Source organism: Streptosporangium pseudovulgare (assembly GCF_014648055.1).
Taxonomy (GTDB): Bacteria; Actinomycetota; Actinomycetes; order Streptosporangiales; family Streptosporangiaceae; genus Streptosporangium; species Streptosporangium pseudovulgare.
The window spans coordinates 315414-334070 of record NZ_BMQJ01000006.1 but is presented as its reverse complement, the minus strand read 5'-3'; the positions used below and the strand labels follow the sequence as shown (position 1 = coordinate 334070).

Below are 18657 nucleotides of genomic sequence, written 5' to 3'. Positions count from 1 at the left end.
ACGGCCCCGGGGCATCGCCAGCGGAGGCGGACGGGAATCGAACCCGCCGCGCCGAGATGCTCGACGCCACCGGTTTTGAAGACCGGGAGGGCCACCAGACACCTTGACGCCTCCGCGGGCGATGCTACCGGCCTCCGGCGCCACCGCTCACGCCGCCCCGGCTCGGACCGGGCGACACACCTGCGGGAAAGGGGTGTTCCGGATCGCGCTGGTTACGATGGTCCGAGACGGCGACGCCGCCGGGTGCGGCGGCGGACGGCCGGAGACCCCCGCGCGTGACGGACCCGACGTATGCGGAGGAGCAGGCCGTATCCGGCCGACGAGAACATGACCGAGGACCAGCCGGCCGAATCCGCGGGGGCGTGGCCGCCCGGCGGCGCGGCACCGGGCGGCGGCCACGGCGCCGCCGGACGCGTGACGGTCGTGGTGGCCACCCGGAACCGCCGCCGCGACCTGGAGCGGTCGCTGCCGCGCCACGAGGCGCCGGTCATCCTGGTCGACAACGGCTCCACCGACGGCACCCCGGCCTTCGTCCGGGAGCGGTTCCCGCACGTCGAGGTGGTCGAGGCGGGGCGCAACCTCGGCGCGCCGGGGCGTGATCTCGGCGTCCGGCTGGCCCGGACCCCCTATGTCGCCTTCGCCGACGACGACTCCTGGTGGGCGCCGGGCGCGCTCGCCCGCGCCGCGGACGTGCTGGACGCCCACCCCCGCCTGGCGGTACTCGCCGGGCGGGTGCTGGTGGGACCGGAGGAGCGCCCGGATCCGACCTGCCACGGCATGGCCGCCTCCCCCCTCCCCGCCGAACCCGACCTCCCCGGCCCGAGCGTGCTGGGGTTCCTGGCGTGCGGGGCCGTGGTGCGCCGGGACGCCCACCTCTCCGCCGGCGGTTTCGACGACGTCGTCTTCTTCTTCGGCGAGGAGGAGCGCCTCGCGCTGGACCTGGCCGCCGCCGGCTGGGGACTCGCCTACGTCGACGACGTCGTCGCCCACCACCACCCCTCGCCGTCCCGGGACCCGGAGGGCCGCCGGGCCCTCGCCGTCCGCAACGCGGTGCTGACGGCCGTCATGCGCCGCCCGTGGCCGGTGGTGGCGCGCGCCGTGCTCACCGCCGCCCGCGGCGGCCCGGCGGGACGGCGGGGCCTGCGGGACGCCGCACGCCGGCTGCCCCGGGCGCTGGCGCGCCGCCGTACGCCGCCGTGGCGGGTGGAGGCGGCGCGCGCGTCGCTGGACGCTCCCCCGGCCGGTGGGGCTTACCCACTTCCAGCGGGGATTTGGGCAGACCGGGTGGCTGCCGCGCGAAAGTGCCGGGTAGGCGAGCCTGCGGAAGGAGGAAACACGATCATGGCGAACAAACCGAACCCGATCGACCTGCAGAAGCACCTGTCGGGCGTCGACTATCCGGCCAAGCGGGACGACCTCGTGCGGGTGGCCCGCGAGAAGGGCGCCGACGACGCCCTCGTCAGCACCCTGGAGAAGATCCCCGACCGGGAGTACGACGGGCCCAACGCGGTCAGCAAAGCCGTGTTCGGCAACGACTAGTGCCCTCCCGCGGGTCCTCCTGTCATGGCGGGGACCCGCGGAACCGGGCCCGCGGCGTACGGCGAGCGGCAAGCCGCCGGACGTGGCGGGGTGCGGCGGGCGGCCGGACGCGGCCGGGTGGCTCAGCCGGGGAGGGTCTCGCCGCCGATCGGGGCCAGGACCTCCCCGGTGTAGTACGACGAGAGCCGGTCGGAGGCGAAGAAGACGTACGACGGCGCGATCTCGTCCGGATGCGCGGCACGTTCCATGGGCACCTGCTGACCGAACTTCTCGACCTTCTCCTCCGGCATGGTCGCGGGGATCAGCGGCGTCCAGACCGGGCCGGGCGCCACCGCGTTCACCCTGATCCGCCGCTCGACCAGGACCTGGGCGAGCGAGTAGGTCAGGGCGTTGACCGCCCCCTTGGTCGCGGAGTAGTCGATCAGGGACTTGTTGCCGCGCAACCCGTTGATCGAGGACGTGTTCACGATGGCCCCGCCGTCCGGCATGTGGTGGAGCGCGGCCCTGGTGACCCGGAAGTAGCTGTCGATGTTGACGGAGAACGTGCGTTCCCACTGCTCGTCGGAGAGCTCCTCCAGGGAGTCCACCGGCGACTGGGTGGCGACGTTGTTGACCAGGACGTCGATCCCGCCGAGCGCCGAGACGGCCGACTCCACCACCTCCCGGCAGTGGTCGGCCCGGGCGAGGTCGCCGGGCAGCAGCACGCAGCGCCGCCCCTCCTTCTCGACCAGGCTCCTGGTGTGCTCGGCGTCCTCGTGCTCGGTGAGGTAGGCGATGGCGACGTCGGCGCCCTCCTTGGCGAAGGCCACCGCCACGGCCCGGCCGATCCCGGAGTCACCACCGGTGATCAGGGCTTTCCTGCCCGCCAGGAGATCGCGGCCGACGTAGTCGCGCATCTCGTCCCGGGGCTTCGGGGCCATCTTCCCGGTCTCGCCGGGGTAGGGCTGGCTCTGGGGAGGCATGCTGCTCTGTTCCTGTGGCATACGGGGCGCCCTACCCGGCGGGATTCCCCCGACGCGCCGGAACGTCCAAACGTTGGCAAGGAAAACCCGTCGCCCGCCGTTCCCCCGGGTCGTCCTCCGGGGAGCGCTCTCCCCGGTCACACGTGAGGACCGTCTCCCCGGCCCGTCCCCGGGACCCGCCGCCCGGCGGCCCGCTCACACCGGCCCGCCCGGGTCAGCGGCCCGCCCGCGCGCTCCGCAGGGCGTCCTCCGCGCTGTCGTACAGCTCGAAGAACGCGGTCAGGCCGGTGATGCGCAGCATGCGGAGCACGCCCGGAGGGGGCGCGGCCACGATGAGGCGGACCCCGCGTTCCCCGCTGTCGGTGCAGATCGACACCAGCGTCCCCAGCCCGGTGGAGTCGCAGAAGGTCGTCGCGGCGAGGTCCAGGACCAGGCACCCGCCCGCGAGGTCGTCCCACATCGTGGAGACCATGGTCCGCACATCCGGAGCGGTGCTCCAGTCCAGCGCGTCGCCCAACCGGACGACGCCGATCCTGCCGTGCGGTTCGAGGTCGGAACTCAAGGTAGTTCCCTCAGGTGGTTGCACCATCGGCTCAAGCTCCCCACGGCGAAGTCGCCTCATCAGGCATCTATCACGCACAACATAAGACAAATCACCGGCCCAGACACATCGGCGCCCGTTCCCGAGACGGCGCGACGGCCTCCCCGAAGGCGTACGGCGCCTTTTCCGGAGGCCACACGGTACCCCTTCCCCGGACCGTACGGCCGCGCGGCGCCCGTTCCCGAGGTCGTACGGCACCCCCCTCCGGACACCGTACGGCGTCGCCTCCGTCCGCGGCCGGAGACGATCACGGGCGGCCGGCGCCGTCACGAATCGCCCGCCGCGACGAGTGACCCGGTCGAATCGGGTGAGGTATCCGGTGACGCGAGAAGCGAGGGGGAGACGAGACCATGGCAACCGTCGCAGAGCAGTTCATCGAGGTGCTGCGCCAGGCCGGCGTCGAGCGGGTCTACGGAGTGGTGGGCGACAGCCTCAACCCCGTGGTGGACGCGATCCGCAGGACACCCGGCATCGAGTGGGCGCACGTGCGCAACGAGGAGGCCGGGGCGTTCGCCGCCGCCGCCGAGGCGCAGATCACCGGCCGCCTGGCGGTCTGCGCGGGAAGCTGCGGACCGGGCAACACCCACCTGATCCAGGGACTGTACGACGCCCACCGCAGCGGCGCCCCCGTGCTCGCGCTGGCCTCGCACATCCCCAGCTCCGAGATCGGCACCGGGTTCTTCCAGGAGACCCATCCCGAGCGGCTGTTCACCGAGTGCAGCGGTTTCTGCGAGATGATCAGCACGGCCGAGCAGATGCCCCGGGTGCTGCGCGTCGCCGTCCAGCAGGCCCTCGGCAGCGGCGGCGTGTCGGTCGTGGTCCTTCCCGGCGACGTCGCGGGCGAGCAGGCCCCGAACGAGACCGGGCACCACCGCTTCGTCACCCGGACCGGCACGCTCGTGCCCCCACCGGAGCAGGTGGAGGAGCTGGCCGCGGCGCTCAACACCGCGCAGAAGGTCATGCTGTTCTGCGGGGCCGGGGTGCGGGACGCCCACGCCGAGGTCATGGAGCTGGCCGGGCGCACGCTCGCGCCGGTCGGCCACGCGCTGCGCGGCAAGGAGTGGATCCAGTACGACAACCCCTACGACGTGGGGATGAGCGGGCTGCTCGGCTACGGCGCCTGCTACGAGGCCATGCACGAGGCGGACCTGGTGGTGCTGCTGGGCACGGACTTCCCCTACCCGGACTTCCTGCCCGGCCGCAAGACGGTCCAGATCGACCGGAACCCGGCGCACCTGGGGCGCAGGACCCCGATCGAACTCGGCGTCAACGGCGACATCGGCGCGACGCTGCGGGCGGTGCTGCCCTCCGTCAGGCAGAAGTCCGACCGGCGCTACCTCGACAGGATGCTGAACCGGCACCTGAGGACGCTGGACCAGGTCGTGGAGGCGTACACCCGCAACATCGAGCGCCACGTGCCGATCCACCCCGAGTACGTGGCGGACGTCCTGGACGAGCTGGCCGACGACGACGCGATCTTCACGGTGGACACCGGCATGTGCAACGTCTGGGCCGCCCGCTACCTGACGCCCAACGGCCGCCGCCGCGTCATCGGCTCCTTCTGGCACGGGAGCATGGCCAACGCCCTCCCGCACGCCATCGGCGCGGCGTTCGCCGCCCCCGGACGGCAGGTCGTCTCGCTGTCGGGCGACGGGGGCCTGAGCATGCTGCTCGGCGAGCTGCTGACCGTCCGGATGCACGACCTGCCGGTGAAGGTCGTGCTCTTCAACAACTCCTCGCTCGGCATGGTCAAGCTGGAGATGCTGGTGGACGGCTTCCCCGACTTCGGCACCGACTCCGCGCCGGTGGACTACGCGGCCGTCGCCGCCGCGATGGGCATCCCCTCGGCGACGGTGGAGAAGCCCACGGAGGTCCAGCAGGCGCTGGCCACCGCGCTCGCCACGCCGGGACCGTACCTGCTGAACGTCATCACCGACCCCGACGCGCTGTCCATGCCCCCGCGCGTCACCCAGGCGCAGGTGAAGGGGTTCGCGCTGGCCGCGGGCAAGGTCGTGCTCAACGGCGGGGTCGGCCGCATGATCAACCTGGCCAGGGCCAACCTGCGGCACATCCCCCGCCCCTGACCTCGCCGGCTCCGGGGCGTCCCCGTCCTTCCGCGCGCCCGGCGCGGGCGGGCCGCGGGCGGCCCGGACCGTCCCCGCCGTCCTGCCCCACCGCGCTGCCCCGCCGTGCCGCCCCGCCACGGCGCCGGATGCGGCAGGCTTGCGGGGTGAGCAGACTTGAACGCCGGATCACGGCGGCCGCCGAGGCCGCGCTCGCGCAGCGGAGGTTCGTCACCGCGATCGACGTCCTGACGGGCCTCGGCTGGCTGCACGCCCGGCACGTGGACGTCTGGCGGCAGGGCCGGGCCACCACGCTGGAGGAGCTCGCGGCCGTCGACGGCGCCAGGATGACCGACGCGGTGGCGGTGCTCCGGCGCTGGGCGCTCTCCCGGGGGCTCGTCCCCGGCGAGACCGCCTACCTCTCCGGTGGCCGAGACCGCCGGGAGCTGCGGTTCGTCGCCGACGGCGACGACGGCGCCTTCCGGGTCCACTGGGTGTCCCCGGAGATGGGGGAGGCCGGGCGGCGGCGGCTCGCCGAGCGTCAGAGCAAGGCCCCCGACCTGGTGGTGGTCGAGCCGGAGAAGGCGTGGACGTGCGCCGGCTGTGGTGACACCGGCCCCTACCTGATCATGGAGGATGCCGGCCCGCACTGCCTGACCTGCGCGGACATGGACCACCTGGTCTTCCTCCCGGCGGGTGACGCGGCGCTCAGCCGCCGGGCGAAGAAGGAGAGCGGACTGGCCGCGGTGGTGGTCAGGTACAACGCCCGGCGCAGGCGCTACGAGCGGCGGGGCATCCTGGTCGAGGAGGCCGCGCTGCAGCTGGCCGAGGAGCGGTGCCTGGCCGACGAGGAGGTACGGCTGCGCCGCCGGGAGCGCGACCGGGAACGGCGGGCGGGCGAGGACGTGGTGTTCCAGGCCCGGATGGCCGAGGCGATCCTGCGGATCTTCCCCGGCTGCCCGCCCGAGCGGGCCCGCGACATCGCCCTGCACGCCGGTCTGCGGGGCAGCGGCCGGGTGGGCCGCACCGCCGCCGCCAAGGTGCTGGACGAGAAGGCGATCACCCTGGCCGTCGTGGCCTCGGTGCGGCACCTCGACACCGACTACGACCGCCTGCTGATGTCCGGCGTGCCGCGCGCCGAGGCCAGGGACCGGATCCGCCCGGACATCGACCGAGTGCTCGGCGGCTGGCGCGGAACTGTCGGTGGCCCCGGCCATGATGACCGCCATGGATGAGTGGCGCGAGACCCGCCGGACACTGCGCGAGTTCGCCCTCGGCCTGCCCGAGGCGTACGAGGACCACCCCTGGGGCGACACCGTCGTCAAGGTCAACAAGAAGATCTTCGCGTTCCTCGGCGCGGAGGAGCCGGCCGGGGACCGGCGGCCCGCCGTCTGGCTGAAGCTGCCCGAGTCGCACGGCCACGCGCTCAGCGTGGCGGGCGCTGAGCCCTCGCGGTACGGCCTCGGCCGGGCGTGCTGGGTGACGATCCCGCTGGACGGCGGCGCGCCGCCGGAGATCGAGGTGCTGCTCGACTGGGTCGAGGAGAGCTACCGCGCCGTCGCCCCCAAGAGGCTCGTGACCGCGCTCGACGCCCTCGGCGGGCTGTAGCGGCCGGGGCACGCCGCGGTTGACGCTCGATCGACGCGAGAACCTCCGGATGCGGCGGAGACGCCATCTTCCCCCGATCGGGCCGATACGCCACTCACCGGATCGGATCCGCATTCTGTCGGCGTGCCTCCCCACAACGACATAAGGCGACTGTAAGTATCTTTCCTGCGACGCTGAGTGATCAGCACAGGCGGGAACCGCTGTTCCGGCCGACGGTCAGTCGCGGCCGTAGTGCCGCGTTCCAGAAGGAACGGTATCTCCATGGTCACGCCCAACTCCGAAGACGCCACGGCCACGTCCGCCCGGCCGAAGGGGCAGCGCCCGGTGAGGGGCCTGGCGGCGCTGGGGGTGGCCGGGTCGCTCGTCGCGGCCGTCGCCGCGATCGCCCAGCCCTCCTCCGGCGCGGCCCCGACCTCCGCCGCCCACCTGCGGCCTTCCGTTTCGCCCGGTCCCCGGGCGTCCGGGCACGCCCCGGGCAGGGGGGCCGGAGCGGACGACCCCGGCGCACCGCGCGGGCTCAGGAACGACCGGCGACCGGGGCACGGCTCCGCTCACGGGAACGACGCCCGCGGAAACAGCGCCCGAGGAAACGGCGCTCACGCGGACGGCGCCCGAGGAAACGGCACTCACGGGAATCGCGCCCGTGCGAACGGCGCCCGCGCGAACGACGGATCCGCCGCGCTCGGCCCGGTGCACAAGCCGGTCAGCCCCACCAAACGGTTCGTCACACCGGGCAAGCGCGGTGGTTTCATCAAGCTGGGCTTCACCCCCGGACCCACCGAGGTCCGGCAGCCGACCCCGGCCCCCACGCCGACCGTGACGACCACGGTCACGGCCACGCCCACGCCCTCGGTCTCCGAGACGGCCGGCGCCACCCCCAGCGCCACCCCCAGCGCCAGCGCCAGCGCCAGCGCGAGCGCCACCGCCACCTCCTTCGCCGTATCGAGGTCCGTGGTGAGCCCCAGCCCGACGCCCAGGCGGCCCCACCTGCGCCGCGGCTGGGACGACATCTGCCGGCCCCGCTTCCTCTTCAGGATCGACAACTTCCACCCGAGGAACTTCTTCCTGGCCCGCACCCACTTCATCGACGGCCCGGGCGGCTCGGTGACCGCGACGGTGACCCGGCAGCACCGGGTGTACTACGAGGTCGAGTTCGAGCGGGAGAAGCTCCAGCACAGGCTCAGGGCCCTGGAGATCACCAGGGGCCCGCGGCTCGACCGGGAGGAGGTCCTCCGCCTGATACGGAACAACCTCAACCCGCTGATCGCCGAGGAGTACATCGTCGAGGCGGGGCACCAGTACACCCACGAGATCTCCGACGACATGTACGGCCACCTGTGGTACCGCGTCTTCGGCTACCGGGTCGGGTTCTCGGCCTGGTTCCGGACCAGCACTTGCCGCTTCCACAAGGTCGTCGCCGGCATCGCCAACGTGCCCGCCAGGGTGGAGGGCTGGAAGTACTGGGAGACCAGCCGCCCGGTGTTCCACGGCCACGTGCTGTGGGACTGCCACACGAAGGGCTGCCGGCGCGGAATCGATCCCTGAGCCCGCCCCTCCGCCCCCGAGGTCCGCCTCACCCGTGCCGTGCCGTACGGCCGCCGTACGGCACGGCACGGGCGGGCACGGCCGACCGGGCCGCGGTCAGGTGACGGCCAGCCGCCGCCGGTAACGCTCGTCCCGCCACAGCTCCTTGCCGAGCACCTCGGCCAGGGCGGTGGCCGCGTCGTGGACGTCGGCGAAACCGATGTAGAGCGGGGCGAAGCCGAAACGCAGCAGATCGGGGGCGCGGAAGTCTCCGTGGACGCCGCGGTCGATCAGCGCCCGCATCACGGGATAGCCGTCCGGGTGCCGGAAGCTGACCTGGCTGCCGCGCCGCTCCGGGTCGCGGGGCGAGACCAGCTCCAGGCCGTACGGCGCACACGACTCCTCGACCAGGTCGATGAAAAGCGAGGTCAGCGCCACGCTCTTGGCGCGGACCTGCGCCATGTCCACCCGTTCCCAGATGTCCAGCGACGCGTTGAGCGGGGCGAACGACAACACGTGGGGGGTGCCCACGGAGAAGCGCCGGACCCCCTCGGCGGGCCGGTAGGCGGGCTCGAAGGCGAACGGCGCCGCGTGCCCGTGCCAGCCGGTCAGGATGGGCTCGGCGTCGGCGTGGTGGCGCGGGTTGGCGTAGAGGAACGCGGGGGCCCCGGGGCCGCCGTTGAGATACTTGTAGGTGCAGCCGACCGCGAAGTCGGCCTCGGCCACGTCCACCTGGTAGGCCCCGGCGCTGTGGCACAGGTCCCAGATCATCAGCGCGCCCGCCCCCCGCACCCGGGCGGTCACCTCGGCGGTGTCGAGGCGCGCCCCGGTCCGGTAGTCGACCTCCGACAGCAGCACGCAGGCGACGTCGTCCGACAGCGCGGCGTCGAGGGCGTCCGGGCCGTCGATGTCCCGGATCTCGTGGCCGCCGAGCGAGCCGACCAGCCCCTGGACCACGTAGCGGTCGGTCGGGAAGTTGGCGGTGTCGGAGACGATCACCCGGCGTTCCGGCCGGAGGCGCAGGGCCGCCGAGACGGCCTTGACGATCGCGATCGAGGTGGTGTCGCCCACCACGACCTGTCCGGGGCCCGCGCCGATCAGCGGGGCCAGCCGGTCGCCGGTGGTCAGCGGCAGGTCGAACCAGCCCGAGGCGTTCCAGCCGCCGACCAGCTGCCCGCCCCACTCCTCCGCCACGACCCGCGCCGTCGCGGCCGCGGCCGTCCTGGACAGCGCGCCGAGGGAGTTCCCTACCAGGTAGACGGTCCCGTCGGGGAGGACGAACTCGTCCCTGAAATGCCTGAGGGGGTCGTCGGCGTCGAGTGCCAGACAGTCCGCACGGCTGATGGTCATGAATCATCTCCGGGATGAGGCCTTCGGTCCGTCCATCATCGGCCATCGGCACCCGCCGGTACACCGGCCCCCGGCCGCGGGCCGGGCTTCCCGGCCCCGGAGGCCGGACGCTCCGCCGTGCGCCCCGGGCCATGGGGTCGCGCCGCACACCGGCCGTCCCGGCCGTGGGTCGGGCGTCCCGGCGGGCATACGGTTCACTGGCCTCTGCGGCGGAACACCTCCGCGTCGGGACGCCGCCGCATCAGGACGCCGTATCAGGACATCGCTGTATCGGGACGACAAGCAGGAGGACCCATGGAGACCCGCACCGAGACGGTCACCGTCGCCGACGGCTCGTTCGACATGCACCTGTGGCTGCCGGAGGGGGGTTCGGGCCCGGCCGTCCTGCTGATCCAGGAGATCTACGGCGTCGGACCGTACATCCGGAAGGTCGCCGGGGACCTGGCGGCGCTCGGGTACGTCGTCGGCGCGCCGGACCTGTTCTGGCGGCTGCGGCGCGACTGGGTGTCCGACCACGGCGAGGCCGGCACGGCGGCCTCGCTCGAACTGGCCTCCGGGTTCGACCTCCCCCAGGGCGTGGCCGACTCGGCGATCGCGCTGGCGCACCTGCGGGCGCTGCCGGAGGCGCGGGACGGGGCGGGGGTGGTCGGGTTCTGCCTGGGCGGCTCGGTCGGCTACCTCCTGGCGGCGACCGTCGAGGTGGACGCGGTGGCGTCGTTCTACGGCTCGGCCGTGCCGGAGGCCACCGGCATGATGGAGAAGATCACCGCCCCGCTGCTGTTCGTGTTCGGCGGTTCCGACCCCTACATCCCGCGCGACCAGGTCGCCATCGTGGAGCAGGCCGCCGCCGGACGGCCGAACGTGGAGACGCACGTCGCGGAGAAGGCCGGGCACGCCTTCCACAACCACGAGGCCCCGCAGTTCTACGACCCCGAGGCCGCGCCGGTCGCCTGGGAGCGGGCCGTGGAGTTCCTCCGGCGCCACCTGGGATGAGCGCGGCGCCCCGAAACGGGACCTGCCCGGAGGGCCACCTTTCCCTATCCGGGGGACCGCCCACCCGGGGCGACATCCGGCGTCATTGCTTCCATGCGGCAGGCATGGGAGCAATGAGGAAATATCATTATTGCTTCGCTTTCGGCGGTTCCACCGGTCCGCATGGCCGCCCGCCCGCCGATCCTCCGCCCCGGCCGGGTGACCCCGCCGGTGACGTGCCGGTGAACACGGCGGGTGCCGTGCCGGCGGTGACGGCCACCCGCCGGTGGCGGGCATCCCGGATAGCGGCCGGGACCGTTCCTCGGTAACGGCCCGGTGAAACACACGGAGATCGCCACACGGGCACGTTCCTCTCAAAAGAAGCACGCGACCAACCTCTGTATCTGTGCGATCGTGGACAAGACGGGGCAAGTTCTCTGGAGACGCCAAACCCGGTTGGTGACAGAGGGTGATCAAACGTGCAGCAATCCCCGGTACCTCCCGAGCCCCCGATCTACCGGCGCATCGCCGACGAGCTTCGCGAAGCGATCTTGTCCGGTGAGCTCCGAGACGGAGACCGGCTTCCGGGCGAGAACGCCCTCATGGGGCGGCACGGCATAGCCCGTGCGACCGCCAGACAGGCATTGTCCGTGCTCATCAATGAAGGACTCGCCGTGCCCAGGCGCGGCTCGGGGGTGTACGTCCGGCAGTTCCGGCCGATCAGACGGCACGGCTCGCGCCGGCTGTCCCACGAGCAATGGGGACGGGGACAGGCCATCTGGGAGTCCGACACCAGGGGCCGCCCCTACACCGTGGACGACATGAACATCGAACGGGAGACCGCGGAGGAGGCCGTGGCCCGCGTGCTCGGCGGCGCGGACGTGTGGGTCCGGCGGCGACGCTACTCGGTGGACGGCAGGCCGGTGCAGCTGTCGGTCTCCCACTTCCCCGCCGATCTGGTGGACGGCACCGCGATCACACGGGAGGACACGGGACTGGGCGGCGTGTACGCGCGGCTGAACGACCTGGGCCATCCTCCCGCGCACTTCAGCGAGGAGGTACGGGCCCGCATGCCCCATCCCCACGAGACCGTCCTGCTCGACCTGCCGGCCGGTACCCCGGTCATCGTGATCTTCCGGACCGCCTACACGGCGGACGGCAGACCCCTGGAGGTCAACGAGATGATCCTCGACGCCGCCTCCTATGTACTCCAGTACGACTTCGACGCATAGATCAAGCCGATCTGTCAACCGGTAGGTTGACCTGTCCCTCACGATCATTGATTTCTCTAGAGAGGTGCCGCACCGTCGGAGGTGGAGCGTCACACAGTCGGGACCGGGCGCGGGGAAGGTGCGGGGATGTCATTCGACCGGCATCTGGCGGAAATCGCCCGGGAGTTTCCCGACTGGACGATCTGGCGGAGTGACGCGGGGCGGTGGTGGGCCACCCGCCACCACCCGCTGACGTCCGCGCAACGCGAGGCCGGCTGCGCGATGACGATCGACGCCGACGAGCCCGAGGGACTACGCGAGCAACTGCTCGACCAACAGGAACGTTCCGGCGGAACGTGCCGCTGAGAGCCGCCCGGTGCCGGGGCCAGCGATTTCCGCGGTCCCGGCACCGGGCCCCCAATCGCGGAAGCCCCCGGGCCCTATCGGGGGCGGGGGTTTCCGCCCGGGCCGCCGCACTCGGACCGCCCCGCGCGGTCCGCGTGCGGAGCGGTCCGGGTGCTGAGCGGTCCGGGTGCTGAGCGGTCCCCACGACCGGGCCGGCCGGGCCGGGTCAGAAGCCGGACCGGATCAGAGGCCGGGCCCCGGATCAGAGTCTGACGGTCGGCGCGGCAGGGGCTCGATGACCGTCGGCGCGACCGCCGTCCGCGCCGTCCGCGTCATCCGCCTCGTCATCGCCGTCCGCACGGTTCACGCGACCCGCGTGGTCCGCACGGCCCGCGTGGTCCGCACGGCCCGCGTGGTCCGAACCGCGCTCGTCGCCCGCATCGGCCCGGCCCCCGGCGTCCCCGGCCGTCTCGTTCTCCTCGTCGTCCTCGGCCACGATCACGCGGACGGCCTCGACGTCCTCCTCGATGCCCGCGTCCCCGTCGGCGCCGCTCTCCGCGTCCGGGTCGGCGACGTCCACGACCTCGTCACCGGAGCCGGAGCCGGGTACGGAGCCGGAGCCGGGTACGGCCTCCGGCGCCGGGACGGACGCTCCGGGGAGCGCCTGCGTCTCCTGGCCCGCCGGGACCGGGATCGGGGCGGGCCGTACGGGCGCGGGCGGCAGGACGGCGTCCTCGTCCACCAGGGGCCCGGCCGAGCCCTCCCGGTGGAGCAGGTCGCCCAGGACGGCGCCCATCTCGGTGAGACGGCGCACGACCTCCCGGTGGGTGTCGGTGAGGTAGGTCACCCGGCGGCCGGTCGTCTCGTCCAGGGCCGCGGCCCGCTGCTGGGCCGCGGTCAGCGTCGCGTGCGCCTCGGCGTTGGCGGAGGACACGGTCGCCTCGGCCTGGGCTCTGGCGTTCCCCAGGGTGGCCTCCGCCTCGGCGCGGGCGCTCTCGACCATCCGTTCCGCCTCGTTCCGCGCCGCGGTGAGCACCCGCTCGGCCTCGGCGTGGGCCGCGCCGAGGGTCTCGTCGGCCTCCGCCCCCGCGTGGGCGAGCCTCTTCTCGGCCATGGCGGTGGCCTCGGCGACCCTGCGCTCGGCCTCCTGCTGCCCCGCCGCCAGGATCGCCTCCGCGCGCTCCCGCGCCGAGCCCACCAGCCGCTCCGCCTCCGCCGCGGCGTCCTCACGCAGTTTGCTCGCCTCGGCGATGGCCGTCTCGCGCTTGGCGGCCGCCTCCTCCTCGGCCAGCTTCAGGATCTGGCTGAGCCGCTGACCGAGCTCGTCGTAGTCCTGGGGGGCGTCGGAGAGCCTGCGCCGGGCGTCGGCCAGCTCGACCCGGCTCCGTTCTACCTGCTCGGCAGCCCGGGTGAGCCGCTCCTCAAGGTCGCGGATCTGCGCGCGGGTGCGGTTCATGTACTCATGAACCTGGCGACGGCTGTAACCGCGCATCGCGACCTCGAACAGGTTCTCCTGCATCAGATCGGGAAAGCTGTCGTGCTCGTTTGTCATGCTGCTGCCCGTGGAGGTTGGTGGCGGAAAGGAGACGTCGGTAGACGACTTTCCTGCTTACCGGCCAAGTCCGCAACCGGAACGCCTTACCTGCTTGCGGAAATATCGGGCAACCTCACGCCGCGTAACATCGGACGCGTGACTACCAACCCGTACATCGCCTCCCTCGACGGTGACGCGACCCCCAGCATCCACCCGGACGCCTACATCGCCCCGGGCGCGGTGGTCGTCGGCCGGGTACGGATCGGCCGCGCCGCCGGCGTCTGGTACGGATCGGTCCTCCGCGGCGACGACGAGCTGATCGAGGTCGGCGAGGAGTGCAACGTCCAGGACCTGTGCTGCCTGCACGCCGACCCCGGCGAGCCCACGGTGCTCGAACCGCGGGTCAGCCTGGGCCACAAGGCCATGGTGCACGGCGCCCACGTGGAGACCGGGGCGCTGGTCGGCATCGGGGCCATCGTGCTCGGCGGAGCCAGGATCGGCGCGGGCTCCCTGGTCGCGGCGGGGGCGCTGGTGGGCCCCGGCAAGAAGATCCCGGCCGGGGTGCTCGTCGCGGGCGTCCCCGGCAGGATCGTCCGCGAGCTCACCGATGACGACCGCGCGTCCTTCGCCCGCACCCCGGACAACTACGTGGCCAAGGCGGTACGGCACCGCGCCGCCGTCCCGGTCCCGCCCGACCGGCTCCCCTGACAGCAGCCCCCGTCCCGCCGTCCCGGTCCCGCCCGACCGGCTCCGCCGACGAGCGCGGGCCCGTGAGAGGCGCGGCGCCGTACCGCGTCCCCGGCCGCCCCGAGGCCCGGGACGGCCGGGGAGGCCGCGGGTAACATGGCCGCCGTGTCGCGCTGGGACTGTTTCGACGCCATCGAGGGCGACGTGCGCGCCATGGTGGCCGATCCGCGGTGGGCGGCGCTTCCGGAGCCCGCGCGGGCCCAGGCCATCGCGTCGCGCGTCCTGGCCGCCCCCGACGGCGGGCGCTGGCTGTTCGGCGCGCACGCCCGGTGGCACCGCCACGACCCGGCCGGCGGCCGCTGGCACCCGGCCGCGCCCCCGGTCGACCCTGAGTTCCGCGCCGCGTCGCGGGTCGCCCACGACACGTCCGTGATCCCGCGGCACCTGGTCCCGCACGGCCCGGACGTCACGGCCGACCGCGGCTCGGTCCAGGGGTTCGTCGGCCCCGACGTGCCTCCCCGGATCACCGGCCGGGTGCGCGAGCTGCTGGCCGCCCAGCGCGGCAGGCGCCGCGAGGACTTCCCCCTCACCGGCCCGTTCACCGAGGTCTTCGCCGAGGAGGTGGCCAGCCCGGTGGCCGCCGTCTGGGGCACGCTCATGTGGTGCGCCTACGCCCCCGCCTTCGACGGCAACGAGGTGCTGCTGTCGATGTTCGGTGAGTTCCTCGCCCGTCCGCTGCCCGGCGACGAGTGGGTCCGGTGGCTGTCCCCCTTCTCCCTTGAGGACCTGGCCGCCCTGTACGGCGAGCGGGTCAGGGCCGGGCACCCGGAGGCCGGGCGCCGCCTGGTGGCGCTCATGGCCGACACCGCGGGGGTGATCCGCGACGACCCCCGCTTCCGGCCCCGGGCGGACGCCCTGCCGGCCATGCTGGAGCCGGTGCTCCGCCGTACGGGCGCCGACCCCTCAGCCGCCCAGGCCGGCGACCACGCCGTACGGCGGGCGTGGCTGGAGCGCTGCCCGCCCCACGTGACGCTGCCGGAGACCTCGCCCGGCGAGCATCTCCAGCACGTGGTCTACGACCTGGTCGTGGCGCTGGGGTTCGTCGCCGCCAAGGGGGCCGATCCCCGGGCGATAGCGGCCTCGCTGCTCGCCGCCGACCTGTCCGAGGCCGCTCCCGGGGCGGTCGAGGAGCTGTGCCCCTGGCTGGAGCCGGAGCTGCGCCACATGCTGCGGGTGGCGCTGGACGATCCGTCGCACCCGCTGCGCAGGTGCTGGCCCCGCACCGGGGAGCTGCCCACGGCCCTGTACCCGCCGGACCGGGCGGCGGCCGCGGCGCTGCTGGGCACGTCCTACGCCGCCGGGCTCGCCTGGTGCCGCCTCACCGGGACCCCGGTTCCCGAGCGGGGGTTCGCGACGGCCTCGGCGGTCGTGCACCGACTGGTCCACGAGCGCGACGATCCGGTCCCGGGCGACCCGGCGGACTCGGGAGGCCCGAGGATCCCGGGGATCCCGGAGGCCCCCGGAACACCGTTCCGTCACTTCTGACAAAGATCCATTCAGTTAAACCACAAATGGAGTTATTTCTCACTTACTCCGCTCATAGCGTTCTCAGACGGCCGGTACCGCCGATTGGCTGAATTGTGATCTCGCAGCCGGGAAATGACCCCTCCGAGGGTGTGGTGGGGACGCCAGGAATGGTCCCGATGGGCCATGGGAACGCGGGGACCCTCCGCCGTAACCTCGAAGTGGGTGTGGGCTGCGGAAGGAAGGACGACGCGGTGGGGCACGACGACCTGGACTCTAGGGTCCACGACCGTGTCGCGTTGGACGAGATCGCGCTCTATGCCGAGGTGCTTACCGCCGTCGCCATCAGCGAACGGCCGCTTACCTTGGCGGAGCTCGACAACGCGCTCGGGCTGAGTGCTTCGGCGATCTGCTGAAGCCGTTGGGATGACCAACCGTCCGGAAGACCGGAAAGCGTCCCGGGCTCCCTCGAAGGGGTCCGGGACGCCCTTGTCCGGGTGACCTTCCGAGGCGCCGGGTGACTAGTCACGACCGGACGAGACGGGCGATGGCCGCCGACGCCTCCTTGACCTTCTCCTCCGCCTCAGGGCCTCCACTGTTGATGGCGTCGGCGACGCAGTGGCGGATGTGGTCCTCCAGCAGACCGAGCGCCACCGCCTGGAGCGCCCGGGTGGCCGCCGAGACCTGCGTCAGGACGTCGATGCAGTACGAGTCTTCCTCGACCATCCGCTGCAGGCCCCGGATCTGCCCCTCGATCCGCCGCAGGCGGGTCAGATAGGCCTGCTTGTCTGCGCTGTACCCATGCATGTCCCAACGGTACCCGGGTCAGGCGGGGCGAGCGGCGGCCGCGATCAGTTTCTCCCAGCGCTCGGCCACCGAGGAGGCCCGGTGCGGGGCGGCGGCGGCCAGCGCGCCGGCCGCGAGCTCCCGGCGCCGCCGTTCGTCGTCGATGAGGGCGAGCAGCGCGGACGCGTACGCCCGGACCTCGCTCTCCTCCGCGGACCCGGCGCCGTCCCGCTCCCCGCCCGGCCCCGGGGGGACCAGGACCCCGCTGCGGCCGTCGGTCACGAACTCCCCCGCCCCGCCGGGGCCGTCGAACCCGATCACCGGCACTCCGCTGGCCAGGGCCTCGATCACGGTCATCCCGAGCCCCTCGGCCCTGGCGGTCGTCGCCACGATCGACGCCTTGGCGAACTCGCCGGCGAGGTCGGGGGTGGTGCCCATGAAGTACACGTGGTTGTGCAGGCCCAGGTCGGCGACCAGGGCGCGCAGCCGCCGGTCCTCGGGGCCCCCGCCGTACAGGCGCAGCCGCCAGTCGGGGCGCTTGTCGGCGACGGTGGCGAACGCGCGGATCAGCAGGTCGTACGCCTTGGCCGGCACCCAGCGCCCGCCCGCCACGACGAGGCGGTTGTCCATCCGCGAACGCGGCCAGGGACCGTCGGGAAGCGCGTCCGGGATCGTGGTGACCCCGACCGTCCCCCCGACCAGGCGCTCCCACTCGGCGCGGCCGGTCTCGGTGGCGGTGACGACCGCGTCCATCCTGGGGTAGAACCGCCTGATCGACGCGGCGACCGGCGGGCGGCCCCACTCGCGGGCGATCCGTACGGAGTCGCGGGGCGCGTGCCTGGCCGCCTGGACGCTCAGGCCCGGCCTGGTGCTGATCAGCACGTCGGTCTTGAGGGAGCGCAGCCGCCGCCACAGGGCGACGTCGGTGCGGACCTGCCCCGGCGGGAGCAGATGCCGCACGCCGGGCCGGTCGTCGACCACCCACGACAGCCGCACCTCCGCCGGCACCGGGAAGAACGGCCGCTCCCGGTGACGGCGGACGCTGAGGATCTCCACGTCGTGCCGCCGGGAGAGCTCCCCGGCGAGGTTGACGATCGATCGGGCGTCACCGCGCATGCCGTAGACGGAGGGGACGAGCAGGCAGATCCTCACCCGCCGACCTCGATCCTGAGCTCGTCGTCCAGCGTGTAGCGGGGCTGGATCGGCACCCCGTCGATCCGCGCGGCCGGGTAGTGCAGACGGCGGCGCTTGCCGTCCACGTCGTCCAGCCAGGATCCCAGGCGAAGCGGCTCGGCCAGGTCGTCCACCTCCAGCGAGGGCTCCCAGGTGCCGGGGTGCTCGGGCGCGGCGGCCAGCACGTCGCACAGGGACAGCGCGGCGTGGAAGCGCACCCCCTGGACCGTCGCGCCGACCGTCAGCGCGGCGTCGGGCCGGCTGCGGCGCAGCGCGAGACGCGCCTCGTGCCGCGACTCGTCGTCGTCGAGCCCGGTGAAGGCCAGGACCCCGGTGACCTCGAAGCGTCCCTCCCGGAACCACACCGCCCGCACCTCGGCCGCGGGCGCGGCCCGGTCCACCCGCAGGGCCAGGAAGCCGGTGCGGGTGCGGTAGGAGCGGTAGGCCAGGGTACGGCGGCCCAGCGCGTAGGTCTCCAGGCGGTCGAGGGAGAAACCCGGATCGACGCTGTGGATCCGGGAGCGTGTCCCGCCGCGTTCGAGGTAGGCGTCCCAGCGGCCGGGGTCCAGCGACAGTGGGGCGAGGGAGACCGCCAGTGTCGCGTCCCGCGCCTCGGCCCCGAAGGGCCCCAGCGGCACCCGGCGCTCGGTCCCGGTGACCCGGTGGCGCAGGACCAGGTCGGCGTGACCGGTGAGCGGCGCGTCGGCGGCCACGCGCAGCGACAGGACGTCGGCCAGGGTGACTTCGGCGTCGGTGACGATGACGCGCATCACCGGCC

Annotated in this window: 17 protein-coding genes and 1 tRNA gene; 10 read left to right on the top strand and 8 right to left on the bottom strand. The window is 73.4% G+C overall.

The features are described 5' to 3' along the window. Window positions 1-20 precede the first annotated feature (20 nt). Window positions 21-114, bottom strand: a tRNA-Sec gene (locus IEZ10_RS15070). A 177-nt stretch (window positions 115-291) separates the two neighbouring features. Between IEZ10_RS15070 and IEZ10_RS15065 the strand changes: the two genes are divergently transcribed. Continuing rightward, on the top strand, window positions 292-1539 hold the full coding sequence (locus IEZ10_RS15065; RefSeq protein WP_189247100.1) for a DUF2795 domain-containing protein: 1248 nt from the start codon (window positions 292-294) through the stop codon (window positions 1537-1539). A gap of 122 nt (window positions 1540-1661) precedes the next feature. On the opposite strand, the gene IEZ10_RS15060 is transcribed toward IEZ10_RS15065, so the two are convergent. After that, entirely contained in the window at window positions 1662-2522 is an 861-nt protein-coding gene (locus IEZ10_RS15060; protein ID WP_189247099.1) for an SDR family oxidoreductase, read from the bottom strand. 193 nt (window positions 2523-2715) lie between these two features. Further along, window positions 2716-3063, bottom strand: a complete 348-nt coding sequence (locus IEZ10_RS15055) for an STAS domain-containing protein (protein ID WP_189247098.1) — start codon at window positions 3061-3063, stop codon at window positions 2716-2718. 389 nt (window positions 3064-3452) lie between these two features. Here IEZ10_RS15055 and IEZ10_RS15050 point away from each other — a divergent pair, with 389 nt between their 5' ends. The 4 genes from IEZ10_RS15050 (at window position 3453) to IEZ10_RS15035 (ending at window position 8318) form a co-directional block, all read left to right on the top strand. After that, entirely contained in the window at window positions 3453-5186 is a 1734-nt protein-coding gene (locus IEZ10_RS15050) for a pyruvate dehydrogenase (protein ID WP_189247097.1), read from the top strand. Window positions 5187-5332: 146 nt separating this feature from the next. Then, window positions 5333-6400, top strand: coding sequence for a DUF2293 domain-containing protein (locus tag IEZ10_RS15045; protein ID WP_229811275.1), 1068 nt, complete (start codon window positions 5333-5335; stop codon window positions 6398-6400). Continuing rightward, on the top strand, window positions 6393-6773 hold the full coding sequence (locus IEZ10_RS15040; RefSeq protein WP_229811274.1) for an MmcQ/YjbR family DNA-binding protein: 381 nt from the start codon (window positions 6393-6395) through the stop codon (window positions 6771-6773). The genes IEZ10_RS15045 and IEZ10_RS15040 overlap by 8 nt, the downstream gene beginning before the upstream one ends. Window positions 6774-7463: 690 nt before the next feature. Continuing rightward, window positions 7464-8318: a hypothetical protein gene (locus tag IEZ10_RS15035; protein ID WP_189247094.1), complete on the top strand. Its 855-nt coding sequence runs from the start codon at window positions 7464-7466 to the stop codon at window positions 8316-8318. Between the two features lie 96 nt (window positions 8319-8414). Here the strand turns inward: IEZ10_RS15035 and kynU are convergent, their stop codons facing one another. Continuing rightward, a complete protein-coding gene (gene kynU, locus IEZ10_RS15030) occupies window positions 8415-9647 on the bottom strand; it encodes a kynureninase (RefSeq protein WP_189247093.1) in 1233 nt (410 codons plus the stop codon). Between the two features lie 294 nt (window positions 9648-9941). Between kynU and IEZ10_RS15025 the strand changes: the two genes are divergently transcribed. From IEZ10_RS15025 to IEZ10_RS15015, 3 genes are all read left to right on the top strand, one after another. Continuing rightward, the gene (locus IEZ10_RS15025) at window positions 9942-10640 is read left to right on the top strand and encodes a dienelactone hydrolase family protein (protein WP_189247092.1); all 699 of its coding nucleotides are present in this window, start codon (window positions 9942-9944) and stop codon (window positions 10638-10640) included. A 458-nt stretch (window positions 10641-11098) separates the two neighbouring features. Further along, window positions 11099-11851, top strand: coding sequence for a GntR family transcriptional regulator (locus IEZ10_RS15020; RefSeq protein ID WP_189247091.1), 753 nt, complete (start codon window positions 11099-11101; stop codon window positions 11849-11851). Window positions 11852-11977: 126 nt separating this feature from the next. Beyond that, window positions 11978-12196 (top strand): hypothetical protein, encoded by a 219-nt coding sequence (locus IEZ10_RS15015; protein ID WP_179822071.1) that lies wholly within the window; start codon window positions 11978-11980, stop codon window positions 12194-12196. Between the two features lie 241 nt (window positions 12197-12437). Here the strand turns inward: IEZ10_RS15015 and IEZ10_RS15010 are convergent, their stop codons facing one another. Next, window positions 12438-13727 carry a coiled-coil domain-containing protein gene (locus tag IEZ10_RS15010; protein ID WP_189247090.1) on the bottom strand — a complete coding sequence of 430 codons (1290 nt, stop codon included), beginning with the start codon at window positions 13725-13727 and terminating at the stop codon, window positions 12438-12440. 138 nt (window positions 13728-13865) lie between these two features. On the opposite strand from IEZ10_RS15010, the gene IEZ10_RS15005 reads away from it, so the two are divergent. Further along, window positions 13866-14417: a gamma carbonic anhydrase family protein gene (locus IEZ10_RS15005; protein WP_189247089.1), complete on the top strand. Its 552-nt coding sequence runs from the start codon at window positions 13866-13868 to the stop codon at window positions 14415-14417. A 135-nt stretch (window positions 14418-14552) separates the two neighbouring features. Next, window positions 14553-15941: a hypothetical protein gene (locus tag IEZ10_RS15000; protein ID WP_229811273.1), complete on the top strand. Its 1389-nt coding sequence runs from the start codon at window positions 14553-14555 to the stop codon at window positions 15939-15941. Between the two features lie 504 nt (window positions 15942-16445). Here IEZ10_RS15000 and IEZ10_RS14995 read toward each other — a convergent pair. Genes IEZ10_RS14995 through IEZ10_RS14985 form a run of 3 tightly spaced genes read right to left on the bottom strand, consistent with a single transcriptional unit; the run spans window position 16446 to window position 18649 of the window. Continuing rightward, on the bottom strand, window positions 16446-16727 hold the full coding sequence (locus IEZ10_RS14995) for a metal-sensitive transcriptional regulator (RefSeq protein WP_189247087.1): 282 nt from the start codon (window positions 16725-16727) through the stop codon (window positions 16446-16448). Between the two features lie 18 nt (window positions 16728-16745). Then, the gene (locus tag IEZ10_RS14990) at window positions 16746-17858 is read right to left on the bottom strand and encodes a glycosyltransferase (protein ID WP_189247086.1); all 1113 of its coding nucleotides are present in this window, start codon (window positions 17856-17858) and stop codon (window positions 16746-16748) included. Continuing rightward, window positions 17855-18649: a hypothetical protein gene (locus IEZ10_RS14985; protein WP_189247085.1), complete on the bottom strand. Its 795-nt coding sequence runs from the start codon at window positions 18647-18649 to the stop codon at window positions 17855-17857. Before IEZ10_RS14985 ends, IEZ10_RS14990 begins: the two co-directional genes overlap by 4 nt. Window positions 18650-18657: the final 8 nt, after the last annotated feature.